The sequence below is a fragment of the Xanthomonas campestris pv. campestris str. ATCC 33913 genome (assembly GCF_000007145.1).
Classification (GTDB): Bacteria; Pseudomonadota; Gammaproteobacteria; order Xanthomonadales; family Xanthomonadaceae; genus Xanthomonas; species Xanthomonas campestris.
Genome location: NC_003902.1, coordinates 3662040 through 3687743 on the forward strand (window position 1 = coordinate 3662040; position 25704 = coordinate 3687743).

The window sequence follows — 25704 nt, forward strand, 5'->3', positions numbered from 1 at the left end:
GCTCATGCATCGCGAACCGGATCCGGGCCACATCGCCAGCGCGGGCGCCCGAGACCCGGCACCAGGTCACCGAATGGCCTGGCGAGGATTCCTATACTCCAGGCATAAGGCAGGGACGACATCCTGCCGGCGCACGCCAAGGAGGCTGTATGTCGATGTCCGGTCAGCGGATCCTGTTTGCGCTCGGGCTGCTGCTGTCGATGGCCACCGCCCATGCCGCCCCCATCGTCTACGGCGTCAACGCCCACGACAACCGCCCCGCCTACGCCATGACACAGGCCGAGGCCCGCTTCAAACTTTTGGCCGCGCGTAACCTGCGCAGCTATCGCTTCGACGTGGACCCGCGCGATTACGCCACGCTCGACACGCTGGTTCCGCTCGCGCGCAAATACGGCATCACCTTGCGCCCGATGGTCTACCCGATGACCCGCGAGATCGGCTACCAGCTGGCGCGCCGCTATGCCGCCGACATCAAGGTGTGGGAGATCGGTAACGAACAGGATCTGGTGCGTGCCGAGGCCGATGCCAGGATCGCGGCGATGACCACGATGTACCAGGGCATGCGGCAGGCGTCCAACGAGCTGGGCGCAGGGCTGCGCTTCACCATCAACATCACCGCCTGCAATAGCGACGACCACAGTGCCACCGCGCGCTGCCCCGGCGATCGCAATGGCTCCCTCTGGTTTCTGGCCAAGGCCCGGGCGGCCGGCTTTGCGTTCGACCACATCAGCTTCCACTACTACGCGTTCCCCCACGATGCCGGCTATTGGACCGACCTGTATCTGGGGCAGTTGCGCACCGCCGCGCAGACCTACAACACGCCGGTGTTCTTCAACGAACTCAACTGCGCCGAGGTGTATACCGGCAATGTCAGCGGCGGCGCCCAGGGCGATGGCGGCTGTTACGACAGCCTGGCCCAGCTGTTACGCACCGTGCGCGACCACTATGCCGACGTGGTGGCCGAGGTGAACGTCTACGAGCTGCTGGACCAGACCACCATTTCGGGCGTCGAAGGCCATTTCGGCCTGATGTACGACCTGACGCGCCCCAAGCCCACGCTGGAGCTGCTCACCGGTTTCGCCCAGCCTCCGGCGTCGGCGCCAGCGCGCACGACGCCCGGTGCCCCCGGTTACTGACCCGAATAGCCATTGGTGATCGGGTAACGCCGCTCGCGCCCGAACGCGCGCCGCGACACCTTCGGCCCGGGTGCTGCCTGATGGCGCTTCCACTCGTTCAGGCGCACCAGCCGCAGCACGTGCTCCACGGTGTCGGCCGCGTAGCCGGCAGCGACGATGTCATCACGCGACTGCTCCTGGTCGACGTAGCGGTACAGGATGCCGTCGAGCACGTCGTAGGGCGGCAGCGAGTCCTGGTCGGTCTGGTTGTCGCGCAGTTCCGCCGAGGGCGGGCGCGAAATCACCGCCGGCGGAATCACCGGCGCGCCGCCCACGGTGTTGCGCCACTTGGCCAGTCCGAAGACCTCTGTCTTGTACAGGTCCTTGAGCGGTGCGTAGCCACCGCACATATCGCCATAGATGGTGGCGTAGCCCACTGCGTATTCGCTCTTGTTGCCGGTGGTGAGCACCAGCCCGCCGAACTTGTTGGACAACGCCATCAGGATCACGCCGCGGCTGCGCGACTGCAGGTTTTCTTCGGTGATGTCGGGCTGGGTGTCTGCAAACAGCGGCCCCAGTGCCGCGAGCAGGCCTTCGAACGCCGGCTCGATCGCGATCGTTTCCAGTTTCACGCCCAGCGCGCGGCATTGTTCGTCGGCCAGATCGTTCGACAGCCCGGCGGTGTAGCGCGACGGCAGGCGCACTGCGGTGACGTTCTCGCCCCCCAGCGCATCCACCGCCATCGCCAGCACCAACGCCGAGTCGATGCCGCCGGACAGCCCCAGCCACACCTTGCGAAAACCATTCTTGCCGCAGTAATCCTTGAGCCCGCGCACCACCGCGCGCCAGGCCAGCGCGTCCATGCTTTCGTCGCCATCGTCCACCCACACCACCGGGGTGAAGCTGCGCTCGCCGGCGGCATAGTCCACCACCAGCCACTGGTCCACGAACGCTGCTGCGGCCGGATGCACGGTGCCATCACCGTCGGCCACGACCGAGGCGCCGTCGAACACCAGCGCATCCTGGCCACCGACCACATTGAGATAGGCAATCGCCGCCCCGCTCTCGCGGGTGCGCTCGGCCAGCAAGGCATCGCGCTGCGCATGCTTGCCGCGCTCGTACGGCGAGGCGTTGGGCACCAGCACCAGTTCGGCGCCGGCCTGCACGGTCTTGGCCAGCGGCTCGGCAAACCACAGGTCTTCGCAGATCACCACGCCCACCTGCACGCCCTTGACGGTCACCACGCAGTTGTCGCCGTCCGGGTCCACGTCGAAGTAGCGGCGCTCATCGAACACCGCGTAGTTGGGCAATTCGCGCTTGCGGTAGGTCGCTTCGATGCGCCCCTCGCGCAAGACGCTGGCGGCGTTGTAGACCACGCTGCCGGCGCTCTGCGGCCAGCCGACCACCGCCACGATGCCACGCGTGGCTGCGGCAATCCGCGCCAGCGCCTGCTCGCAGTGGGCAAGAAACCCGGGGCGCAACAGCAGGTCTTCCGGCGGATAGCCGCTGATCGCCAATTCCGGGAACAGCACGATATCGGCTTCGAACTCGTCGCGTGCCGCAGCGATGTACTCGATGATGCGATCGGTGTTCTGCGTCACGGCACCGACCGGGAAGTCGAACTGGGCCATGGCGATGCGAAGGGTGTGTGCTGTCACTGCTGACTCCATCAAAACAGGCTTTCAAGGTAACCCGCTTCGCGCTGCGAACGGATCGCCAGCACATACACGGTGTCGTCCAACGGTGCGTAACGATAGAGCGCCAGATAGCCGCTGGCATCGCGGCCTATGACCAGTTCGCGAAATCCGCCATGCACTGCGCGCCCCATCAGTGGATTGTCCGCCAATGCGTCGATCGCCTGGAAGATGCCAGCGAGCTTTCGCTGCACACTGGCTGCATCGTGTTCCAGCAGATAAGCGACTAAACGGCGCGCATCGTCGGCGACGCGCGCGGCAAGCGCGATCCTGGTCACCTGTCAGCGCTCGACGGCGCTGGCGACCGGTGGCGCGGGGTTCTCTCCGTCAGCAAGCTGCTGCATGTACTGGCGTACGTCCGCCCAGGACAGCGTGTTGTCGCCGCCTTCGATAGCAGCCCAGCGTTGCTGCGCTTCGGCATGGAATGCAGTGCGGCGCTCGTGCGCCTCGATTTTTTCCGCAATGGCGTCGACGATAAAGCCGTGCGCCGTAGTTCCGGCATCTTTCGCCGCCCTGGCGACACGCGCTTTCAGTTCGTCAGGCAAACGGATTGTGGTCGTGGACATGGCAACCTCGGAAGACCGGATGACAGGCTCACAGTAGCACACTTGTGACACACTTTGCATGACACGCTCCTTGTGCGATTCAGAGCTCAGCATCGCTGCAAGCAGGGAGCCGGGCAGTCGGCCCAACGCGCGCGGGGCAGTCAGCAATTCCCGCCATCCAGGTAAGACATCGCCCAAAACGCAGAAAGCCGCCCGAAGGCGGCTTTCCACGACACCACACCGGTGAGACTTACTTCACCAGCGCAGCAATCGCCGCACCCAGATCGCCCGGCGAACGGACGGTCTTGACGCCAGCAGCTTCCATCGCCGCGAACTTGCCTTCGGCGGTGCCCTTGCCGCCCGATGCGATCGCACCGGCGTGGCCCATGCGCTTGCCGGCCGGCGCCGAGGCACCGGCGATGAAGCCGACCACCGGCTTCTTCACGAACTGCTTGATGTACTCGGCACCGGCTTCCTCGGCGTCGCCGCCGATCTCGCCAACCATGATGATGCCTTCGGTCTGCGGGTCTTCGTTGAACAGCTTGAGGCAGTCGACGAAGTTCAGGCCGTTGATCGGGTCGCCACCGATCCCGATGCAGGTGCTCTGGCCCAGGCCCACTTCGGTGGTCTGCTTGACCGCTTCATAGGTCAGGGTGCCCGAACGCGACACGATGCCGATCTTGCCCGGCTTGTGGATGTGGCCCGGCATGATGCCGATCTTGCACTCGCCCGGGGTGATCACGCCGGGGCAGTTCGGCCCGATCAGCACGGTGTCCGGATGCGAGCGGGTCAGCACGTTCTTGACGCGCAGCATGTCCAGCACCGGAATGCCTTCGGTGATGCAGACGATGACCTTGATGCCGGCCGCAGCCGCTTCCAGGATCGCATCGGCCGCATACGGCGGCGGCACGTAGATGACCGACGCGTCGGCGCCGGTGCTCTGCACGGCGTCGGCCACGGTGTTGAACACCGGCAGATCGATATGCGTGGTGCCGCCCTTGCCCGGCGTCACGCCGCCAACGACCTGGGTGCCGTACTCGATCATCTGAGTGGCGTGGAAGGTGCCCTGCTGGCCGGTGAAGCCCTGCACGATCACCTTGGTGTTCTTGTTAATCAAAACGGACATGGATAGTTCCTTCGGTGTCGTGGATCAGGCAGCGTTCTTGACAGCTTCAACGACCTTCTTGGCGCCGTCGTTGATGTTGTCGGCCGGGATGATGGCCATGCCGCTGTCACGCAGCAGTTGCTTGCCTTCTTCCACGTTGGTGCCTTCCAGGCGCACCACGACCGGCACCTTGACGCCCACTTCCTTGACCGCGGCAATGATGCCTTCGGCGATCATGTCGCAGCGGACGATGCCGCCGAAGATGTTGACGAAAATGCCTTCGACCTTGTCCGAGGACAGGATCAGCTTGAACGCCTCGATGACGCGCTGCTTGTTGGCACCGCCGCCCACGTCCAGGAAGTTCGCCGGCTCGCCGCCGTTGAGCTTGATGACGTCCATGGTGGCCATGGCCAGGCCAGCGCCGTTGACCATGCAACCGATGTTGCCGTCCATGGTGACGTAGTTGATGTCCAGCTCCGAAGCAGTCACTTCGGTCTCGTCTTCCTGGGTCTTGTCGCGCATGGCGACCAGCGCCTTCTGACGGAATGCGGCGTTGTCGTCGCTGTCGAACTTGCCGTCCAGCGCGTACAGGTTGCCGTCGTCCAGGATCGCCAGCGGGTTGATTTCAACCAGCGCCAGGTCCTTGTCGTTGAACAGGCGATACAGGTTCACCATGATGCTGGCGAACTGGCCGGCCTGCTTGGCATTGAGGCCGAGCTTGAAGCCGAAATCGCGGCCGTGGTAGCCCTGCACGCCTTCGACGAAATCGACGTTGAGCGAGTGGATCAGCTCCGGCGTCTCGGCGGCGACCTGTTCGATCTCCACGCCACCTTCGCTCGAGGCGATATAGGTGATGGTCTTGGTGCCGCGGTCGACCAGGATCGACAGGTACAGCTCCTTGACGATCTCGCCGGCGGTGGTCACCAGCACCAGGTTGACCGGCAACTCGACGCCTGCGGTCTGGTAGGTGGACATCTTGGTGCCGAGCATCTTGTCTGCTGCGGCCTTCACGTCGTCGGTGGTCTTGCAGAACTTGACGCCGCCAGCCTTGCCGCGGCCGCCCGCGTGGATCTGCGCCTTGACCATCCAGGGGCCCTTGCCCAAGGAGTTGGCGACTTCAACCGCTTCGTCCGGCGTGGACGCGACCTTACCGGCCGGGACGGGGATGCCGTACTCGGCAAGCAGCTGTTTTGACTGGTATTCGTGGAAATTCATGCGTCACCGTGGGAAAAGGAAACGACCGCTGCGCGCAACGCAGACCGACGGGGCGGTCACGTCGGGAGACGCGAGCGGGCCGCCTATTGTGGCCGACCACGCCCTGCGGCGCAAAATTCGCCGGCATTGGCAGCCAGATCTGTGCGCTTGCGCAATGCGCGAATGCATGCGCAAGCGGCCGTGGGCGGCGCAGCTGCCTATACTCGCGGCTCGTTTCAGCAGGGGGTTCAGGCGTGGCATCCAGCGTATCGCTCATCGACCGGATCCAGTCGGCGCCGCAGCGCGAGCTGTATTTCTTCTCGCTGTACCGCGTGCTGGTGGCCGGCCTGATCGCCGCGCTGGTGTTCAGCCCGTTGTCCGACGCCATCCCCGAGCCGCGCTACCCGCGGTTGGCCGCCGGGGTGGCGATCGGCTATCTGTCGATGGCCATCCCGCTGCTGTTCTGGGGCCGCAGCGAGCGCCGCCTCACCGCCACCGTGCTGTGCGCGGTGCTGGCCGACATCCTGGCCGCGACCCTGGCCACGCACGCCCTGCCCGGCGCCAGCGACGGTATCGCGATGATGCTGCTGTTCAACGTGGCGGCCGGCTCGATCCTGCTGCGGCTGCGCTACGGCATGAGTGTCGCGGTGGTGGCCAGCACCGCGATCGTGCTGGAGTACCTGTGGACGCTACTGGAAGGCGGCACCACCCGCCCGGTGGCCGAGCTGGCCATGTTCGCCACCAGCTACGTGGCGGTGGCCTACATCTGCCAGCAGATCGCCTCGCGCGCGCGCAGCAACCAGGCGCTGGCCGAACAACGCGGCGCGCAGGTCGCCAACCTTTACGAAATCAACGAGCTGATCATCCGCCGCATGCGCACCGGCGTGCTGGTGGTCGATACCCACAACCGCATCACCCTGGCCAACGAAGCCGCCCTGGCACTGCTCGGCGACGGCGACCAGCGCAACGCCCCGGCCGACCTGGCCCTGGCCGCGCTCACCCCGGAACTGGCGCGCCGGCTGCAGCGCTGGCGCAGCGGCTGGCGCCAGGAAGAATCCCCGCTGCAGCTGGGCGCGGACCGCCCCGAAGTGCAGCCGCGCTTCGTGCGCCTGCTCGCCGACAGCGACCTGGTGCTGATCTTCCTGGACGATGCCAGCGTGGTCTCGCGGCGCGCCGAATCGCTGACCCTCTCGGCCATGGGCCGGTTCTCGGCCAGCCTGGCCCACGAGATCCGCAACCCGCTGGCGGCCATCAACTACGCCTCGCAGCTGCTGGAAGAATCGCCGGACATCGGCGATGCCGACCGCCGCCTGCTGCAGATCATCCACCAGCAATGCCAGCGCACCAACGGCATCGTCGAAAGCGTGCTCGGCCTGGCCCGGCGCGAGCGCGCCAGCCCGGAAAACCTGGACCTGGCCGCGTTCGTGCGCCGCTTCGTCGTGGAATACCGGCAGACCTTGTCGATGGAGACCGACATCCTGGAAGCCAGCATCGAGGGCGCCTCGGTGCACGCCTTGATCGACCCCAAGCACCTGCACCAGGTCCTGACCGCGCTGGTACACAACGCACTCAAGTACGGCCGCATCCTGGACGAGCCGGCACGGGTGAAGCTGCGGGTGGAGCGGCGCGAGCGCATGGTGGCCATCGACGTCATCGACCGTGGCCCCGGCATTCCTGAAACCGTGGCAGCGCAGCTGTTCCGACCGTTCTACACCACCTCCGAACACGGCACCGGGCTCGGCCTGTATATCGCCCAGGAACTGTGCCGCGCCAACCAGGCGCAACTGGATTACGTCTCCGTCCCCGGCGGCGGCGCGTGTTTCCGCATCCTGCTACAGGGCCCGAATGGGCTATTCGGCAAGTAGGCGAGCAGAGCAAATCTGCGCAGGCCGGCTGTCCTGCCCGGGCAGCAATCGGCTCGCAATCAGCAGCGATCTCCGCGCGCGCGAGGCCTTGTGGCACCGAACGTGGGACGAACATCGGTAGCAGCCCCGCACGCCCAACACATGACGCTTCAGGTCCAGCAGCGCCGGTAATTGTCGACTGTCATCACGCTGGGCTATCGTGCGCAACATGAACGAAACGAAAAGTGCCCTGGTCGTCGATGACGAGCGTGACATCCGCGAATTGCTTGTTCTCACCCTGGGCCGCATGGGGCTGCGCATCAGCACCGCCGCCAACCTGGCCGAAGCACGCGAATTGCTGGCCAGCAACCCGTACGACCTGTGCCTGACCGACATGCGGTTGCCCGACGGCAACGGCATCGAGCTGGTGACCGAGATCGCGCGCCAATACCCGCAGACGCCGGTGGCCATGATCACCGCGTTCGGCAGCATGGACCTGGCGGTGGAAGCGCTGAAAGCCGGCGCGTTCGACTTCGTCAGCAAGCCGGTGGACATCAGCGTGCTGCGCGGCCTGGTCAAGCACGCACTGGAATTGAACAACCGCGACCGGCCGGCGCCGCCACCGCCTCCGCTGGAACAGGCCAGCCGCCTGCTCGGCGATTCGACCGCCATGGAGAGCCTGCGCTCCACCATCGGCAAGGTCGCGCGCAGCCAGGCGCCGGTCTACATCGTTGGCGAATCCGGCGTGGGCAAGGAACTGGTGGCCCGCACCATCCACGAGCAGGGCGCGCGCGCGGCCGGGCCGTTCATTCCGGTCAACTGCGGCGCGATCCCCGCCGAGCTGATGGAGAGCGAGTTCTTCGGCCATAAGAAGGGCAGCTTTACCGGCGCGCATGCCGACAAACCGGGTCTGTTTCAGGCCGCGCATGGCGGCACGCTGTTTCTGGACGAAGTGGCCGAGCTGCCGCTGCAGATGCAGGTCAAGCTGCTGCGCGCCATCCAGGAAAAATCAGTGCGCCCGGTCGGCGCCTCGGGCGAGACGCTGGTGGACGTGCGCATTCTGTCGGCCACACACAAGGACCTGGGCGACCTGGTCTCCGACGGCCGCTTTCGTCACGATCTGTATTACCGCATCAACGTGATCGAGCTGCGTGTGCCACCGCTGCGCGAGCGCAGTGGCGACCTGCCGCAACTGGCCGCCGCCATCATTGCGCGCCTGGCCCGCAGCCATGGCCGCCCGATCCCGCTGCTGACCCAGTCAGCCCTGGATGCATTGGATACTTACGGCTTTCCGGGCAACGTGCGCGAACTGGAAAACATCCTCGAACGCGCCCTGGCCCTGGCCGAAGACGACCAGATCAGCGCCAGCGATCTGCGCCTACCCGCCCACGGCGGCCATCGCCTTGCCGCCAGCCCCGGCAGCGCCGCCATCGAACCGCGCGAAGCGGTCGTCGACATCGATCCGGCCTCCTCTGCCCTGCCCTCCTACATCGAGCAACTGGAACGCGCCGCGATCCAGAAGGCGCTGGAAGAAAACCGCTGGAACAAGACCAAGACCGCCGCCCAGCTCGGCATCACGTTTCGTGCGTTGCGCTACAAGCTGAAGAAATTGGGGATGGAGTAGAGGGGCCGGGAATTGGGAGTGGGGAATCGGGAATCGTAAAAGCGGGTTGGTTGGTTTCGCTTGCTCTGGCCCCGCCGTCCATCGCTACTGGATGCGGCATCTTTTGCACGCTGCTGTGCTCAACTCAGAGCGGCTGCGAAACGTCGCTAACAACCGTCGCGCAAGGCGGGCGGCACTGAGGAACCGGAGTGCACGAGGGTGCATGAGGACTAACGAGCACCGGCCGCGCCAGCCCGTTGCGACGCACGCGTTTCAATAACTACACCAAAAGAAACGGCGCTCCCCCGCCCGGAGGAAGCGCCGTTTCGGCAAGGCCTTGCGACTGCCCTGCTCGCAAGCCTATAGATCAAGAGCTAAATCGCTATATCCGGAGTGGGCCTTTCCGATTCCCCACTCCCGATTCCCAATTCCCGGCCTGTCAGTCCTTGGTCACACGATTGATTTCGGCCAGGCTGGTCACCCCGTGCGAAGCCTTCATCAACGCCGACTGGCGCAGGTCGCGGATACCGATCTTCTGTGCGGCCTCGGCGATCTGCATCGCATTGCCGCCTTCCAGCACGATCGCGCCGATTTCGTCCGTCATCGGCATCACCTGATAGATGCCGGTACGGCCCTTGTAGCCTTCCGTGCACTCATCGCAACCGACCGCTTCATAGAGCTCGATGTTCGCAACCTGCTCCGGCGTAAAGCCTTCCGCCAGCAGCGCATGTTCCGGCAGCGTCGACTTGCGCTTGCAGTTGTTGCACAAGCGCCGCGCCAAGCGCTGCGCGATGACCAGAGTCACCGACGAGGTGATGTTGTACGGCGCGATGCCCATGTTCATCAGGCGCGCAATGGTTTGCGGCGCATCGTTGGTGTGCAGTGTCGACAGAACCATGTGGCCGGTCTGCGCCGCCTTGATCGCAATCTCGGCCGTCTCCAGGTCGCGGATTTCGCCGACCATGATGATGTCCGGATCCTGGCGCAGGAACGAGCGCAGCGCCGCCGCGAAGGTCATACCGCGCTTGACGTTCTGCTGCACCTGATTCACACCAGGCAAGCGGATTTCAACCGGATCCTCGGCCGTGGAAATATTGCGCGTCTCGTCGTTGAGAATCCCGAGCGCGGTATACAGCGACACCGTCTTGCCCGAACCGGTCGGCCCGGTCACCAGCACCATGCCGTAGGGCTTGTGTATCGCATCCAGGAACAGCTTCTGTTGGTCCGCCTCATAGCCCAGCTTCTCGATACCAAGCTTGGCCGCACTGGCGTCCAGGATACGCAGTACCACCTTCTCGCCGAACAGGGTTGGCAAGGTGCTCACACGGAAGTCGATCTGCTTGGTCTTGGACAGGTTGAGCTTGATGCGCCCGTCCTGCGGCACCCGCTTCTCGGCGATGTCCAGCTGCGACATCACCTTCAGGCGCGCCGCGATGCGCTGGTTGAGCTTCACCGGCGCCTTGGCCACGTTCTTCAACAGCCCATCGATCCGCAACCGCACCCGGTAGTCGTCTTCATACGGCTCGAAATGGATGTCCGAGGCTCCCCGCCGGATCGCATCCACCAGCACCTTGTTGACGAACTTCACCACCGGCGTGTCATCGCCCTTGGCATCGACCCCGGAATCCCCGCCGGCGCCCATGTCCTCGTCCCCGGTAGAGACGTCCAGATCCCCCATCTCATCATCGTCGTCGCCGAGCGAAGAGCCGAGCGCCGCATTGCTGGCCTGCCACTGCTCCAATGTGCGACGGATCTGGTCTTCGTCTACCAGGATCGGCTCGACCACCAGATTGGTGTGGAACTTGATATCGTCCAGCGCCCTGGTCTGCGTCGGATTGCTCACCCCCACGAACAACCGGTTGCCGCGCTTGAACAGCGGCAGTACCTGATGCTTCTGAAGCAACTCCTCACTGACCAGCTTGACCGCGTTCTGGCTGGCGTCGAACACCGACACATCCATCAGCGGCATACCGAACTCAACTGCATTGGCAGAGGCGAGCTGCGCAGCAGAGACTAGCTTTTTTTCAGCAAACCACTGGGGTAAAGGCACTTTGGCGAGTGCTGCCTGATCCATCGCACCACGAGCAACCGCCTCTTCGAGCGCACCGTCTTGCACAAGACGTCGAGCAATGCCCGTGATTCCAACAAGATTAGCCGTTAGCACAACGCTCATTACGCACCTACGAAAGGACAAGCATTTGATTTTTCTAAGCCGATTTCAAGCACAACCGCGAAAATCATCTACATGCTTGAGGAAGATACTTTGACTGAATAGTAGTCCCGGAGCCGTTGCATCGCCATACGGTCGAACCTGCTCCCGACCAGTCAGGCACCAATTGCAAATGTGACGTTCGTATGCTTCGACTAGCATCCCCGCTAGAAAAGGCGACAGTAATAACTCCATCGACCTCAACCGTGACTGAGGAGACATACTTCCCTTTAATGCTTTCAGGACTCCCCAATCCAGCCTCAATATTTGTGCTTGGTGACGCACTCTTAGCCCAGTGGAACTCTTCGACAGCCACCTTTGCGCCTGAGGCCAGACTTAGACCCTCTGACACCTGAGCTCTAACGAGGTAGTCTTGGTAGGCAGGCAATGCTATCGCTGCCAGAATAGCGATAACCGCAACCACGATCATCAACTCAATCAAAGTGAATCCTCGGACCCTCACTTTGCCCCCTTTGAGCTTAACACTCAGTCAGAAGTAAAAAAGCCCCGGGCGAGCCGGGGCCTTTCAACATGAGCTTTGATTACGGAGCCGCCGCAGTGCGGCAAGAGGTCGGCAGATACTTCTGATCAATCGTGGTGCCGTTGGTGCACCCCCAGCTGATCGAACCGTTATTGTCAGTCGGGGTCAGGACCAGATTCTTGCCACTCAACTTTGCATTAGCAGTATTGAATGCCGCGGTGATGATCCCACCCGCCCCCACCGTCACAGACGTAACGTACTTACCCTTGATGTTCGCAGCAGCCTCAAGGCCAGCGGCGGCATTGGTCGCCGGGAAGGCACCGGTGTTAGCATAAGTTTCAGCGACAGCTGTCTTTGCACCCGACGCCAAAGACAAGCCTTCCGAAACCTGCGAACGAGCGAGGTAATCCTGGTACGCCGGCAAAGCGATAGCGGCCAGAATAGCGATGATCGCAACGACGATCATGAGTTCGATCAGTGTAAAACCATTTTGCTTTTTCATTGTCTACATCCCCTAGAGAGTTGAATGATTCAGTTGCTAACCGCTTTGCTGAAGTAAAGCACATTTGCAGCTTGCCGCCGAATGGACTCAAGCACATTCCGTGCCAAGTTGGCCCACATCAATGCGCCCCGTGGGAATAGTTGCAGAGACAAGCGCTCAAGGGAAGTACACAAGCTGAGAAGTGCGAGGCCCAGACGCAAGTGACGCTACGGGTCAGTTTTGGACCCCTTCCTGGCCTAAGACAGGCCCTTTGGGAGCATGCTGAGATCTTGCAAACAAGCTACTATTGGCGAGCACCGGCCTGGGGATGGTCGCGGGGAATAGTTATGTCAATCGCTCGTAGCAGCATGAAGAAGCAGCCGATAGACCGGAACGTAAACGAGATGGTCCCATTTGTCTGGGAGGGTACGGACAAGCGCGGCATCAAGATGAAGGGGGAACAACCTGCTCGCAACGCGAACATGCTCCGCGCTGAGCTTCGGCGGCAGGGCATCACACCTTTAGTTGTAAAGACGAAGCCTAAGCCGCTTTTCGGCGCCGCTGGCAAGAAAATTTCTTCAAAAGATATCGCATTTTTCAGTCGCCAGATGGCAACAATGATGAAGTCGGGCGTACCTATTGTTGGATCGCTTGAAATCATCGGAGAGGGGCACAAAAATCCCCGCATGAAAAAAATGGTTGGTCAAATTAGGACCGACATTGAAGGAGGGTCTTCACTCCATGAAGCAATTTCTAGGCATCCAGTCCAATTCGACGACCTCTATCGAAATTTGGTACGAGCAGGCGAAGGTGCCGGCGTTCTAGAAACCGTTTTAGACACAGTTGCAAATTACAAAGAAAACATTGAAGCACTGAAGGGAAAAATAAAGAAAGCTTTATTTTATCCTGCAATGGTAATGGCCGTTGCAATTATTGTGAGCGGAATATTACTTGTATTTGTTGTCCCGCAATTTGAAGACGTATTCAAAGGATTCGGAGCAGAACTACCAGCTTTCACTCAGATGATCGTCGCGGCGTCGCGTTTCATGGTGTCTTATTGGTGGCTTATGCTACTTGGTAGCATCGCAGCAATTGCAGGATTCATTTTTGCTTACAAGCGCTCGCCTCGCATGCGACATGGAATGGATAGATTGGTCTTGAAGGTCCCAGTCATTGGCCAGATCATGCATAATAGCTCTATCGCCCGATTTGCGCGAACCACTGCCGTTACGTTCAAAGCTGGCGTTCCTTTAGTTGAAGCCTTGAGCATTGTGGCTGGCGCCACCGGTAATAAAGTTTATGAGGAAGCTGTGCTTCGTATGCGCGATGATGTCTCGGTAGGCTACCCTGTCAACATGGCGATGAAGCAGGTCAATCTTTTCCCACACATGGTGGTTCAGATGACCTCGATCGGCGAAGAAGCTGGCGCCCTGGATGCCATGTTGTTCAAAGTGGCTGAATATTTCGAGCAAGAAGTTAATAACGCCGTGGATGCATTGAGCAGCTTACTGGAACCATTGATCATGGTTTTTATTGGCACAATTGTGGGCGGCATGGTCATTGGCATGTATCTTCCCATCTTCAAACTTGGCTCAGTGGTCTAAAACGTAATGGCATTTCTCGACCAGCATCCCGGTCTCGGCTTTCCCGCCGCGGCCGGACTGGGACTGCTGATCGGCAGCTTCCTGAATGTAGTGATCCTGCGCTTGCCCAAGCGCATGGAGTGGCAGTGGCGGCGCGATGCGCGCGAAATCCTGGAACTGCCCGACATCTACGAGCCGCCGCCGCCGGGCATTGTGGTGGAGCCATCGCACGATCCGGTCACCGGCGACAAGCTCAAGTGGTGGGAGAACATTCCGCTGTTCAGCTGGCTGATGCTGCGCGGCAAGTCGCGCTACAGCGGCAAGCCGATCTCCATCCAGTACCCGCTGGTGGAGCTGTTGACCTCGATCCTGTGCGTGGCCAGCGTCTGGCGCTTCGGCTTCGGCTGGCAGGGCTTCGGTGCGATCGTGCTGAGCTGCTTTCTGGTGGCGATGTCGGGTATCGACCTGCGCCACAAGCTGCTGCCGGACCAGCTGACCTTGCCGCTGATGTGGTTGGGCTTGGTCGGTTCGATGGACAACCTCTACATGCCAGCCAAGCCCGCCCTGCTGGGTGCGGCGGTCGGCTATGTCTCGCTCTGGACGGTGTGGTGGCTGTTCAAGCAGCTCACCGGCAAGGAAGGGATGGGCCACGGCGACTTCAAGTTGCTGGCTGCGCTGGGGGCGTGGTGCGGGTTGAAGGGCATTCTGCCGATCATCCTGATCTCCTCGCTGGTCGGCGCCGTGCTCGGTTCGATCTGGCTGTTCGCCAAGGGGCGCGACCGCGCCACGCCGATCCCGTTCGGACCTTATCTGGCCATCGCCGGCTGGGTAGTGTTCTTCTGGGGTAACGACCTGGTGGATGGCTACCTGCGTTTCGCAGGCCTGCGTTGAGCAAGCCACGACGATGAGCAACTTCATCGTCGGCCTCACCGGCGGCATCGCCTCCGGCAAAAGCGCACTTGCCGCTGAGTTCGAGAAGTTGGGCGTGCCGGTGGTCGATGCCGATGTCGTTGCGCGGCAAGTGGTGGCGCCTGGTCTCATACTTGATGCCATCACGAACCGCTTTGGCCAAGGCATCTTGTTGCCGGATGGCACGCTGGATCGACAGGCCTTACGCAAGATCGTCTTCGCGGATCCAACCGAGCGGAGAGCGCTCGAAGCGATCACCCATCCTGCCATTCGCACCGAATTGCAGCGCGCGGCGAAAGCGGCCAATCACCCCTACGCTATCGTGGCAATCCCATTACTCGCTGAAGCAGGGGCACGGGCGACCTATCCCTGGCTCGACCGCATCCTGGTCGTCGACGTACCGGTTGCGCTTCAACACGCCCGCCTGATGCAACGCGACGGCAGTACGTCGGCCCTTGCCGGTCAGATGATTGCCGCGCAGGCCTCTCGCGCACAGCGACTGGCCATCGCCGATGATGTTGTCAGTAATGAGGGCAATACGGACCAGTTGGCGCAACAGGCGCAACGGCTGGATGCGACTTACAGAGCGGCGCTTCAAACCCATCGAATCGAAAACTAACGTTTGATACTCCCGTATGCGATATGCGCCACGGCCGCACGGCCACCATCACATCGGTTAAAAATGATTTGGATGCAATGCACGGAATCCACTATTCCTGCACAGCAGGCCTGCCGGCACATGTGGCATGCGCCACTCACAGCGTGATGTACTCCAAGCCGGAATCAAGGAACTCTCCTTTCGCCTGACGTACTTTCCTGCAATTGACATTGCAAGCAACCAGTAGCAACCTCTGCCTCAAGGAGCGTAGAAACTCCATGCATAGCGGTACCCACCTCCGTCAAACCGGTGGGTTTTTTGTGCCTGCCTGCAGGTGCAAGCCGACGCGATGCCTGCGTCGGGAGGGCGGCTAATACAACACTCCTTCGGGAGGAATACGCCCGCCGACTATGCACGGTTTCTAACCTCCCGACATCCCGTCGCCGGCCGGCGACGGTGCCTGTTTTTCGAAGGAGGCGTTGTCATGGCAAATGTATCGATAGTGCAGATGGGTGAGCGTTGTCGCTCCTTGGTACTGGCCGAGGTGAGGGGATGAGCCGGGGGCAGTCTCCAAGCTCCAAGCGGTCCAAGCCGGATGCCAAACGCACCGCTACCGCCAAGCAGCCTAAGCGCGCGATCGATGCACAGCCCGTGCGGTTGGTGCCCTCGCCCACGTTCGACGTGGACAACCTCAACTTCGACCGTCGCCCCAGGCGCCGCGTGGACGATCTGCCGCCGCGCCCACCGCGCAAGGCGCGCACGCCCACGAGCTGCACGGTGGGTTATGCGTTCTACGAGGCGGAGCCTGGCCGGCCGCACAGCCAGCGGATTCCCAGCGTGCGCTTGCGCGGGCTGTGGCTGGAGCAGTTGGGGTTTGCGGTTGGTTGCAAGCTGCAGATCACTGCGCGCAAGGGCGAGTTGGTGGTGACGGTGGAGCGCGCGCCCTCGCAATGAACAGTGACACGCCTTCGTAATGACATCGACATTACGGAAGCGCTACACTGCGCCAACTAGCAGGAGCCAACGCCATGTCCACACCCAACACTACGCCTGGCAAGCGCGAAACCTTGAATCTCCGCATCAAGCCGGAGGAGCGCAGCCTGATCGACCGGGCCGCCAAGGCGCGCGGGAAGAACCGCACCGATTTCATGCTGGACGCAGCGCGCTCGGCGGCCGAGGAAGCCTTGCTGGACCAGACCCTCATCACGGCCAGCCCGGACGCCTACGCCGCCTTTTTGGCACGGCTGGACATGCCGCCGCAGCCGAACGCGCGCCTGCGCAAGACGATGCAGACGCCCGCTCCTTGGGAGAAGGCATGACGGTATCGGCGCCGGAACCGCTGACAGCGCATCACCGGGTCGAACCGTTCGCATCGGGCGTGGAGAGCCTGGATCACTGGCTCAAGCGCCGCGCCCTGAAAAATCAGGCAACCGGTGCGTCACGGACCTTCGTTGCCTGCGAGGATGACCGCGTGGTGGCCTATTACGCCCTGGCGTCGAGTGCGGTCGCCGTGGACGCGACGCCCGGCCGCTTCCGTCGCAACATGCCGGACCCGATCCCCGTGGTGGTGCTTGGGAGGCTTGCTGTTGACCAATCCCTGCATGGCAGAGGTTTTGGCCGCGCCCTGATGCAGGATGCTGGCAAGCGCATCTTGCATGCGGCCGACACCATCGGCATTCGCGGGCTGCTCGTGCATGCGCTCTCGGCGGACGCCAAGGCGTTTTACGAGCGCATCGGCTTCGAACCTTCCCCGCTGGATCCCATGGTGCTGGTCGTCACGCTGGAAGACCTGAAAGCCAGTCTGTGATCTGGTCGAGTGACGCGGTAGAAGGTGGGAGACAGTCGCGGAAGGTGGTGCGCTTCATGATTCCAGGACTGCCACCAATCGCCGGGTGAAGCATTGCCGGTAAGGCCCTCGCGCACGAGTGCGCTCCTACCACGCGGCTTGGTTAGCGATGGAACGCCAGTGTTGCGATGACGCCGCGCTCCTGGCCTGGACGCACGCTGACGCGCCAGCCGTATAGGTCGCACAACCGGCTGACGATCGACAGGCCGATGCCGCCGCCTTGCGAGTGGCCGGCGTGGGTGCCGCGATAGCCGCGCTGGAACAGCTTGGCGGCGTCTTCTTCGCTCAAGCCCGGGCCGGAGTCGATGACTTCTACCGCGTCTGCCAGCACGCGTACCCGTACCTGGCCATCCTGGGTGTATTTGACGGCGTTACCGATCAGGTTGCCGAGCGCCACGGAGAGCGCGGATTCGGGTGCGTCGATGACCAGGTCGCGCACGCCTTCCAGCAGCAGTTCCAGCGGTTTTCCGCCGAGCTGGGCGCGGTGTGAGTCGATCAGTTGCTCGGCCACCTTGGCCACGTTGCTGCTGCCCTGCCCGCGCTCGTTGCGCGACAGCAGCAGCAGCGAGCCGATCAGATCGCTGCATTGCTGTTCGGCACGCTGGATGCGTTGCAGCCGCTGCAGCACCTTTTCATCCAGGTTGGGTTTGGTCAGCAGCAGCTCGGTGGCGCCACGGATCACCGCCAGCGGGGTACGCAGTTCGTGGCTGACGTCGGCATTGAATTCGCGGTCGCGTTGAACCACCTCGGTAAGCCGCGCGGAGTAATCGTCCAGCGCTTCGGCGAGCTGGCCCACTTCGTCATCAGGGAAATGTGCGGCCAACGGCTTCGGTTCGCTGGTGCCGCCGCGGTAGGCGCGCAGGCGCGCGGCCAGGTCAGACACCGGGCGCATGACCTTGGATGCGGACCACCAGCCGATCAGCAGCGACAGCCCGCTGAAAACCAGCACCGACAACGTCAAGGTGCGCTTGAGCTGGATCTCGCCCTTGAGCGTCTGGGTCATGTCGTACGCGAGGAAGAACCACTCGCTGGGCGTCTTGCGCACCGCAAGCTTGTACGAATACGCGTTGCCGCCTTCGTCCACGCCGGAGATGGTGTGAATGCCATCGCGTAGCTGGTACCACTCGGGCTGCTCGCGACGCAGCGCTTCGAACTTGTCGCTCTTCACCACGCGGCCGCGCATCTGCTGCACCGGCAGGTCGGGGTTACGCAGCGGATCGGAATAGAACCGCTGTGCGAACGCGTCGATATTGCGGTTCATCACGTCCTCCACCAGCTGGTTTTCCACGCGCGAGCGCGCCCAGGTGGTGGCGAAGGCGAACAGCGTCGTCAGGCAGAAGCCCAGCAACACGAACGAGAGAATGATGCGGCTGCGCAGGCGCCGCCGGTAGCGGCCACGCCTGCGGGCGGGCCGCGTTCCGCTGGAGCTCTCAGGCATCGGGCGAGGCGATGCGGTAGCCGATGCCGTGACGGGTCTGGATCATCGGTACGTCGAACGGCTTGTCCACCACCGCACGCAGGCCATGAATATGCACGCGTAACGAATCCGAGTCGGGCAGTTCTTCGCCCCAGACGCGGGTTTCCAGTTCCTGGCGCGTGACCACGGCCGGTGACGCTTCCATCAACGCCTGCAGGATCTTCAGCGCGGTGGGGTTGAGTTGCAGCAGCTTGCCGCGGCGGCGCACTTCCAGCGTGTCCAGGTTGTATTCCAGGTCGCCGGTTTCCAGCACGCGGGTGTGCACGCCCTTGCCGCGACGCGACAACGCGTTGAGCCGCACTTCCACTTCCTGCAACGCGAACGGCTTGATCAGGTAGTCGTCGGCGCCGGAATCGAAACCGGCCAGCTTGTTGTCCAGCGAGTCGCGTGCGGTGAGCATCAGCACCGGCGTCTGCTTGCGCGCTTCATTGCGCAGCTTGCGGCAGACCTCGATGCCGTCCATGCCCGGCAGGTTGAGGTCGAGCACGATGGCGTCGAACTCGTGCACCACCGCCAGATGCAGGCCGGTAACGCCGTCAGCGGCAAAGTCCACCGTGTGGCCACGGTCTTCCAGGTAGTCACCCAGATTGGCGGCGATGTCGCTGTTGTCTTCGATTACTAGAATTCGCACTGGAACCTCGATTGTTTTGAGTCACTGACGCGGCGGTTGGCGATCTGCCGTTGCCGCCGCGCCTTATTGTTTTCTGGTTGGCATTCTGCATCCGGCGCCATTCGGCTGCCGTCGTTCGTCATGCGCCTGGGCCGGTAGCCTAACGCGTGCAGGCGGTCCACATGCATCAGGCCCGCTGCCCGGTCATACCGCATTGAACAGCCTGCATGTGCTGAAGCACGCACAGCGTCTGCTGTGACAGGCAATGGGGCTGGAAAGTTGCAGCGCGGACGCCACTGCCGGACACCTACGCCAGCGGGATCAACGATGGCTGCGGGCAGGGCGCGCTGCAGATGCCCACGCTGGCCAAGCGCAACCTGGCGGGCAATGGTGATCGTGCCGCCGAGTGCGGGCGCCTCTCTCCATGTTGGTCTCGCCCCCTGTTGCGTCATGCGTGTTGTCCGCTGATCCATTGCAGTTGTTGCTGAATGTAGACCTGAACCTGAGGGCCGGCAAGCCGTCACAAAAAGGCCCAGGTGCGGCTAGGCACCTGGGCCAAATGTTCATCCCGATCACCGTCACTGCCGAGAGCGGAGCTACGGTCGGCAGACGTTAGCGGGGCAAGGATTAGAGTTTCGTTAACTTTCTGCTAAAACAGCGGGCGTCCCGATCAACGGATGGCCTGCTCCAGATGCTGGATGATGGTGCCGGCCACATCCACGCCGCAGACGCCCTCCACGCCCTCCAGGCCCGGGGTGGAGTTGACCTCCAGCACCAAAGGCCCGCGCTGCGAGCGGATCAGGTCAACCCCGGCCACGGCCAGGCCCAGCGCGCGTGCCGAGCGCACCGCGACATCCTGCTCCTGCGGGGAGGCCTCGGCCATGGCGGCGGTGCCACCCAGATGCAGATTGGAGCGGAAGTCACCGTCGGCGGCTTGGCGCCGCATCGCCGCCACCACGCGGTCACCCACCACGAAGCAGCGCAGGTCCGCGCCTTCGGCCTCACCGATGAATTCCTGCACGATGAAATTGGCGTACAGCCCGCGCAGCGCTTCGACCACGCCGCGCGAGGCGCTGGCCTTCTCGGTCAGGATGACGCCAGCCCCCTGGGCGCCTTCGTTCAACTTCACCACGTGCGGCGGGGGGCCGAGCATGGACAGCAGGTCCTGGGTGTCGTCGGGGTTGTCGCCGAAGACAGTCACCGGCATATCGATACCCTGCGACGCCAGCAGCTGATGCGCGCGCAGTTTGTCGCGCGAACGCAGGATGGCGTCGGAGGGGTTGGGCGTATACGTGCCCATGAATTCGAGCTGCCGCAGCACCGCGGTACCGTACCGGGTGACCGATGCGCCAATGCGCGGAATCACCGCGTCGAACCCGGTGATCGGCTTGCCCTTGTAGTGCAGGCTGAAACCGTCCGCGGCAATGCGCATGTAGCAGCGCAGCGGGTCGAGGATGCGCACGGTGTGCCCGCGCGTGCGGCCGGCCTCGATCAGGCGGCGGGTCGAATACAGCTTGCTGTTGCGGGAGAGGATGGCGATTTTCATCGCGGCATTCGCGCGGCGCGGCCTGGTCATGGTCGGGATCTGATGGCGACGAAAGCCCCAAGCCCGTTCCGCTGCCAATGAGCCGATCGTTGCCAGGCTGCCATGCGCCTTGCACGCGTCGATCCGACTGGTATGCGACGGCCCCAAGGAATGGGAAGCGAAAGCGACTCAGCGAGGAAGTGGCAACGCAAACCGCGCGACCTCAGCCGGGATCGATGCTAGCAGGGCGCCAGCGCGCTGCTCAAGCAAAGGGTGATGGCAACGCCGCGTTTTGTGACACGGAGCGGACGCGACATGACGCGCGATATCGAGCCGAAGCACCAACGCATCACGATGCCGGTTGCTGACCGTGCATGGTTGATTGATCACCCAACGACGCATGCGCAGCCACCCTCACGCCGCCCCACTGCGGCCGTGACGTGTCTTGCACAGCCTCACCAGCAATGCTTGAGCCCCCTAATGCCGGCGTGCCGGTTCACGAGATCCTGCCCAATGCGACATCCCGCCAGCGCGGCTTACGCCACCCCCTCCCGCATCCGCCAAGGCCGCCCGTTCCCACGCGGCGCCATCTTCGATGGCAAGGGCACCAACTTTGCGCTGTTTTCCGCGCACGCCACGCGTGTGGAGCTGTGCCTGTTCGACGAACAGGGCAACGAGAGCCGTGTCGACCTGCCCGAGTACACCAACGAGATCTGGCATGGCTATCTGCCCGACGTAAAGCCCGGCCAGCGCTACGGCTACCGCGTGCACGGTCCCTATGCACCCACCGAGGGACACCGGTTCAACCACAACAAGCTGTTGCTGGATCCGTATGCGCGCGAACTCGATGGCGACCTGGTGTGGGCCGATGAGTTGTATGGCTACACGGTCGGGCATCCTGATGGCGACCTGAGCTTCGACGAGCGCGACAGCGCGCCGTTCATGCCCAAGTGCGTGGTGGTTGAAGACACCTACGACTGGGAAGACGATGCGCGCCTGCTCAAGCCGTGGAACGAGACGGTGATCTACGAGACCCACGTACGTGGCTACACCATGCGCAACGCGCAGGTGCCTGAAGCCGTGCGCGGCACCTTCGCCGGCCTGGCGCAGCCATCGGTGCTGCAGTACATCAAGGACCTGGGCATTACGGCGGTGGAACTGCTGCCGGTGCATGCGTATCTGGACGATCAGCATCTGCTGGACAAGGGCCTGCGCAACTATTGGGGCTACAACACCATCAGTTTCTTCGCGCTCAAGTCGCGCTACCTTTCCAGCGGCCATCGCGACGAGTTCCGCGACATGGTCAAGGCGATGCACAAGCAAGGCCTGGAAGTGATCCTGGACGTGGTCTACAACCACACTGCCGAAGGCAGCGAACTGGGGCCGACGCTCTCGTTCAAGGGCATCGACAACGCCAGCTATTACCGTCTTGCCGAAGACAAGCGTTACTACATCAACGACACCGGCACCGGCAATACGCTTAACCTGAGCAACTCGCGGGTGATCCAGTTCGTCAACGATTCGCTGCGCTACTGGGCCGGCGAAATGCACGTGGACGGGTTCCGCTTCGACCTGGCCACGATCCTGGGCCGCGAGCCGAGCGGCTTCGATCAACGCGGTGGCTTCCTGGATGCCTGCAACCAGGATCCGCTGCTGTCGGAAGTCAAGCTCATTGCCGAACCATGGGATTGCGGCCCGGGCGGCTATCAGGTGGGGCATTTCCCGCCGGGTTGGTCGGAGTGGAATGACAAATTCCGCGACAACGCGCGCGAGTTCTGGAAGGGCGAGGACGGCAAGCTGGCAGAGTTTGCTACCCGCTTCACGGGCTCTGCGGACCTGTTTGACCGCAGCGGTCGCCGCCCCTGGGCATCGGTAAACTTCATCACCGCGCACGACGGTTTTACGCTGCGCGATCTGGTGAGCTACAACGAGAAGCACAACATCGACAACGGCGAGGACAACCGCGACGGTTCCTCCAACGACGGCTCGTGCAACTACGGCGAAGAAGGCGAGACCGACAACGCCGAAATCCTGCAACTTCGCGAGCGGCAGATGAAGAACCTGCTCGCCACGCTGCTGCTGTCGCAAGGCACGCCGATGATACTGGCCGGCGACGAGCGGGCGCAGTCGCAGGGCGGCAACAACAACACCTATTGCCAGGACAACGAGATCACCTGGCTCGAATGGGAGAACGACCCCACCGACGGCCGCCTGACCGACTTCGTCAAATCACTGACCGCGCTACGTAAGCGCTACCCGATCCTGTCGCGTGGCCGCTTCCTCAATGGGCAGTACAACGAAGAAGCCGGCCTGCGCGATCTGACCTGGCTCAATCCGGGCGGCACCGAGATGGACGACGCGCACTGGACCGATGCCGGCGCGCGCTCGGTAGGACTGCTGCTGGAAGGCAAGGCGCAGACCTCTGGCGTCAAGGAACGCGGCAACGACGCCACCTTGCTGATCGTCATCAATGCGTACCACGAGGGCGTGACCTTCACCCTGCCCTCCTCCGACGAACCGGTGCACTGGAAGCTCGCGCTGTCTACCGACGAAGCGCTGGAAGTGGACAGCATGCCGGCCGGCGCCAGCGAGTTCCTGGCACCGCCGCGCAGCATCACGGTGTTCGAGTGCAAGGTGGGCTGATTGCCTGAGCGTGCGTTAGCAAGCCCGCCTTTCATTGGATGGAAGGCGGGCTTTTTTGTGGCTACTTGTTTGTATGCAGATATCTGGCAGCCTGCAGCGCGGGCGCAGCCGACGCAATTGCGGCTTTATCGATTTGGCTGCGTAGCCAAGCCGGCACACCGCCGATAACGGCCGGCTTGCGCAACATGCCGCAGCACGCGCCGCTGTCCGGCTGGTGTAGGAAGGCGATGACCTATCAGCCATCGGCATGCAGGGTGCCATACCCGCCTGCAGCGTCGCGCTTGCGTAAGCCTCTTGTCCACGTGCGCGGCTGATGTTCGACAGTAATCGCGATGCGCTTGCAAACGGCATCGGTTATCGCGTAGCCGAGCGCTAGCATCACTTCCTACAAAGGGTCACGCCGGAGGCCGCCAGACTGTGTTGACCTTTCCCCAAGCGCGCGGCCGCGCTACCAAGTGAGAGGCTGTCGATCTCGCCCGCGCGGCCGTTTGATTTCCATCTCTATGCGTGTGTGCCACAAGTAGCGATCGACCGCAGCTCAGCCCGGATACAACGGAAAGCGCTTGTCCGGGTGCTTGGCCTTCCATTCCTTATAGGAGCTGGTGCCCTCCCACGCCTTGAACGCGCGCGGCGTGCGACCACGGCCGGACCAGGTCTCGCCCGAATGCGGCAGCCAGTATTTGGCGGCCACCTCGCCGCTCGAGGTCAGCGGGCCCTTGACCTTGCCGGTCGTGGCCAGCGAAGCGATCTGGGCTTTTTGCTTGGTGTTGAAGCGGCCACCGAACTGGGTCAGCGTCTCGATCACCTGGTCGAACGCTTCCAGGGTCTGAGCGTATTTCAATTGCGCCTCTTCCTGCTCGAGCTTGCGCAGCTCTTCCAGCAGTTGGGCTTTGGCGGCGGCGGAGGGTGACGCGGGCGAACCTTGGCGCATGGGCGAAGCAAAATTCTTGGACAGGTCAGCGAGTATTGCCGTTGCACCGCCCAGCGTAAAGCGGCTGCAGCACGGCAGTTGCAGGCCCGCTCAGCGTGGCCGCAGCAGCGCCTGCTCGCGCGCCATGGTCAAAACCGGGCCGATGCGCCCGGTACGGATCAGCTCGCTGCAGTGCTTGCCGACGAATTCGACCCGTGGCGCGCAAAACCACTGCCTGACGCGCTCCACTTCGCCGGCATTGATCGACCAGGCATGGAACACCGTCTCCCCGAGCTCCTCCACACCGATCAAGCCAAGCTCTTGAATTTGCTCGGCATCCAGCCCGAACATCTCCAGCACCTTGCCGGCATCGTCCAGGGTGCCGAAGCCGCTGTTCATCTGGTCCGCCATGCCGGCGGCATAGGCGACCGACGCGGCCCGCGCATATTCGGCGCGCCGCATGCCTTTGAGGAGTGCTCCAACCAATTGGGTGTGCGTGGTGGCCATGGCGCGTGTGTCGAAGGATGTTGCCACTATGGGCGTACGCTCGACCCCGCTCAATCAGGAGCTTCCTGACGGCGGGGAAGGAAATAGCGAAGCGAACTGCGCGGCCGCTTCGCCAACAAGGGGCGCCCGCAGCGGTCTACACACCTGCCCGGCATCCGTCTGATAGGACGGCGTGCTCAAACGTCGTCGTCCTCGATGCTGTCGTCATCATCGATCTCGCTGTCTTGTGCCGGGCCTTCCTGCACAGGGGCATGCGGCTTGCCCGGCGCCTTGACGCCATCCGGCGGGTTTGGATCGGAGGGGCCTCGATTGGTGTCGTTGTCGGTGCTCATGCGTTTCTCCCAGGGCAACAGTGCCACCTGCCCACCGTCGCTCAGGGTGCGTGAGCCTGACGTGTGATTGATCCGCTGCGCGCGAGTGCGATCGACTGCGCCATGACGGCCCGGCCGTTAGGCGGAGGTACGCATGGCGTGTTTGAGCTTTTCGTTCGAATCGCAGATGTCACGCAGTGAGCGGATGAAGCACATACCCAAGCCGGGCATTTCAACTCTCAGATGCATCGCGCCTTCGCAAGCACACCCTTGAATCAAACGAAGCGGCCTTCGGCAAGCTGCTGAGCCGCTGAGCCGCTGAAAACGGCGCAGCGCCGGTGACACAGACGCCTCTCCTGATTGTGTCCGGCCGTGCAGAATGGCGAGGCGCGCCAGCACCCATGCAGCTGATGCCGCAACAGTGCGTGGGGTTTCTTGCGGCGCATCCATCAACCTATCTTCGCGCAGCTGTGCGATCACATCGATGCGCTCTGGAGCGTTGAGCGGTATAGCA

At 62.8% G+C, this 25704-nt stretch carries 25 protein-coding genes and 1 other RNA gene; 10 read left to right on the forward strand and 16 right to left on the reverse strand.

Annotation, left to right across the window (positions count from 1 at the left end; all coding sequences use genetic code 11):
- Positions 1–149: 149 nt before the first annotated feature.
- Positions 150–1136: a hypothetical protein gene (locus XCC_RS16025; protein WP_011038205.1), complete on the forward strand. Its 987-nt coding sequence runs from the start codon at positions 150–152 to the stop codon at positions 1134–1136.
- Here the strand turns inward: XCC_RS16025 and XCC_RS16030 are convergent.
- The 5 genes from XCC_RS16030 to sucC form a co-directional block, all read right to left on the reverse strand.
- A complete protein-coding gene (locus XCC_RS16030) occupies positions 1130–2785 on the reverse strand; it encodes an NAD+ synthase (protein WP_019237353.1) in 1656 nt (551 codons plus the stop codon). The genes XCC_RS16025 and XCC_RS16030 overlap by 7 nt on opposite strands.
- The gene (locus XCC_RS16035; protein ID WP_011038207.1) at positions 2785–3087 is read right to left on the reverse strand and encodes a type II toxin-antitoxin system RelE/ParE family toxin; all 303 of its coding nucleotides are present in this window, start codon (positions 3085–3087) and stop codon (positions 2785–2787) included. Before XCC_RS16035 ends, XCC_RS16030 begins: the two co-directional genes overlap by 1 nt.
- Positions 3088–3090: 3 nt before the next feature.
- The gene (locus tag XCC_RS16040) at positions 3091–3501 is read right to left on the reverse strand and encodes a CopG family ribbon-helix-helix protein (protein WP_029628876.1); all 411 of its coding nucleotides are present in this window, start codon (positions 3499–3501) and stop codon (positions 3091–3093) included.
- 103 nt (positions 3502–3604) lie between these two features.
- Positions 3605–4480, reverse strand: coding sequence for a succinate--CoA ligase subunit alpha (sucD, locus tag XCC_RS16045; protein WP_011038208.1), 876 nt, complete (start codon positions 4478–4480; stop codon positions 3605–3607).
- A 24-nt stretch (positions 4481–4504) separates the two neighbouring features.
- Positions 4505–5674: an ADP-forming succinate--CoA ligase subunit beta gene (gene sucC, locus XCC_RS16050; protein WP_011038209.1), complete on the reverse strand. Its 1170-nt coding sequence runs from the start codon at positions 5672–5674 to the stop codon at positions 4505–4507.
- Between the two features lie 233 nt (positions 5675–5907).
- On the opposite strand from sucC, the gene XCC_RS16055 reads away from it, so the two are divergent.
- Positions 5908–7518, forward strand: coding sequence for a sensor histidine kinase (locus XCC_RS16055; protein WP_011038210.1), 1611 nt, complete (start codon positions 5908–5910; stop codon positions 7516–7518).
- Between the two features lie 208 nt (positions 7519–7726).
- Entirely contained in the window at positions 7727–9121 is a 1395-nt protein-coding gene (locus XCC_RS16060; RefSeq protein ID WP_043877723.1) for a sigma-54-dependent transcriptional regulator, read from the forward strand.
- A 131-nt stretch (positions 9122–9252) separates the two neighbouring features.
- Here XCC_RS16060 and XCC_RS16065 read toward each other — a convergent pair.
- The 4 genes from XCC_RS16065 to XCC_RS16080 form a co-directional block, all read right to left on the reverse strand.
- Positions 9253–9325, reverse strand: a non-coding RNA gene (locus XCC_RS16065) — sX9 sRNA.
- Between the two features lie 214 nt (positions 9326–9539).
- Positions 9540–11273 (reverse strand): type IV-A pilus assembly ATPase PilB, encoded by a 1734-nt coding sequence (gene pilB, locus XCC_RS16070; RefSeq protein WP_011038212.1) that lies wholly within the window; start codon positions 11271–11273, stop codon positions 9540–9542.
- A 64-nt stretch (positions 11274–11337) separates the two neighbouring features.
- Complete coding sequence (locus XCC_RS16075; protein WP_194734302.1) at positions 11338–11739, reverse strand: pilin; 402 nt, start codon at positions 11737–11739, stop codon at positions 11338–11340.
- A 112-nt stretch (positions 11740–11851) separates the two neighbouring features.
- A complete protein-coding gene (locus XCC_RS16080; RefSeq protein WP_011038214.1) occupies positions 11852–12292 on the reverse strand; it encodes a pilin in 441 nt (146 codons plus the stop codon).
- Positions 12293–12618: 326 nt separating this feature from the next.
- Here XCC_RS16080 and XCC_RS16085 point away from each other — a divergent pair, with 326 nt between their 5' ends.
- The 6 genes from XCC_RS16085 to XCC_RS16110 all read left to right on the forward strand — a co-directional run bounded on the left by XCC_RS16085 (position 12619) and on the right by XCC_RS16110 (position 17168).
- Entirely contained in the window at positions 12619–13875 is a 1257-nt protein-coding gene (locus XCC_RS16085; RefSeq protein WP_011038215.1) for a type II secretion system F family protein, read from the forward strand.
- Between the two features lie 6 nt (positions 13876–13881).
- A complete protein-coding gene (locus tag XCC_RS16090; RefSeq protein WP_011038216.1) occupies positions 13882–14745 on the forward strand; it encodes a prepilin peptidase in 864 nt (287 codons plus the stop codon).
- 13 nt (positions 14746–14758) lie between these two features.
- Positions 14759–15382 (forward strand): dephospho-CoA kinase, encoded by a 624-nt coding sequence (gene coaE, locus XCC_RS16095; protein ID WP_011038217.1) that lies wholly within the window; start codon positions 14759–14761, stop codon positions 15380–15382.
- A 531-nt stretch (positions 15383–15913) separates the two neighbouring features.
- Positions 15914–16315, forward strand: a complete 402-nt coding sequence (locus XCC_RS16100; protein WP_019237348.1) for a SymE family type I addiction module toxin — start codon at positions 15914–15916, stop codon at positions 16313–16315.
- Positions 16316–16389: 74 nt separating this feature from the next.
- On the forward strand, positions 16390–16680 hold the full coding sequence (locus tag XCC_RS16105; protein ID WP_011038219.1) for a DUF1778 domain-containing protein: 291 nt from the start codon (positions 16390–16392) through the stop codon (positions 16678–16680).
- The gene (locus XCC_RS16110; protein WP_011038220.1) at positions 16677–17168 is read left to right on the forward strand and encodes a GNAT family N-acetyltransferase; all 492 of its coding nucleotides are present in this window, start codon (positions 16677–16679) and stop codon (positions 17166–17168) included. The genes XCC_RS16105 and XCC_RS16110 overlap by 4 nt, the downstream gene beginning before the upstream one ends.
- A gap of 142 nt (positions 17169–17310) precedes the next feature.
- Here the strand turns inward: XCC_RS16110 and XCC_RS16115 are convergent, their stop codons facing one another.
- The 3 genes from XCC_RS16115 to rimK form a co-directional block, all read right to left on the reverse strand.
- Complete coding sequence (locus XCC_RS16115) at positions 17311–18645, reverse strand: sensor histidine kinase (RefSeq protein WP_019237347.1); 1335 nt, start codon at positions 18643–18645, stop codon at positions 17311–17313.
- Entirely contained in the window at positions 18638–19315 is a 678-nt protein-coding gene (locus XCC_RS16120; RefSeq protein WP_003490678.1) for a response regulator transcription factor, read from the reverse strand. The genes XCC_RS16115 and XCC_RS16120 overlap by 8 nt, the downstream gene beginning before the upstream one ends.
- Before the next feature lie 649 nt (positions 19316–19964).
- Entirely contained in the window at positions 19965–20840 is an 876-nt protein-coding gene (gene rimK / locus XCC_RS16125; protein WP_011038222.1) for a 30S ribosomal protein S6--L-glutamate ligase, read from the reverse strand.
- Between the two features lie 492 nt (positions 20841–21332).
- On the opposite strand from rimK, the gene glgX reads away from it, so the two are divergent.
- A complete protein-coding gene (gene glgX / locus XCC_RS16130; protein WP_011038223.1) occupies positions 21333–23462 on the forward strand; it encodes a glycogen debranching protein GlgX in 2130 nt (709 codons plus the stop codon).
- A gap of 538 nt (positions 23463–24000) precedes the next feature.
- On the opposite strand, the gene XCC_RS16135 is transcribed toward glgX, so the two are convergent.
- The 4 genes from XCC_RS16135 to XCC_RS22465 all read right to left on the reverse strand — a co-directional run bounded on the left by XCC_RS16135 (position 24001) and on the right by XCC_RS22465 (position 25640).
- Positions 24001–24393, reverse strand: coding sequence for an H-NS family nucleoid-associated regulatory protein (locus XCC_RS16135; RefSeq protein ID WP_011038224.1), 393 nt, complete (start codon positions 24391–24393; stop codon positions 24001–24003).
- A gap of 90 nt (positions 24394–24483) precedes the next feature.
- Entirely contained in the window at positions 24484–24879 is a 396-nt protein-coding gene (locus XCC_RS16140) for a hypothetical protein (protein ID WP_011038225.1), read from the reverse strand.
- Positions 24880–25055: 176 nt separating this feature from the next.
- Entirely contained in the window at positions 25056–25211 is a 156-nt protein-coding gene (locus XCC_RS22140) for a hypothetical protein (RefSeq protein WP_011038226.1), read from the reverse strand.
- A gap of 117 nt (positions 25212–25328) precedes the next feature.
- Positions 25329–25640, reverse strand: coding sequence for a hypothetical protein (locus XCC_RS22465; protein ID WP_228428745.1), 312 nt, complete (start codon positions 25638–25640; stop codon positions 25329–25331).
- Between the last annotated feature and the right edge of the window lie 64 nt (positions 25641–25704).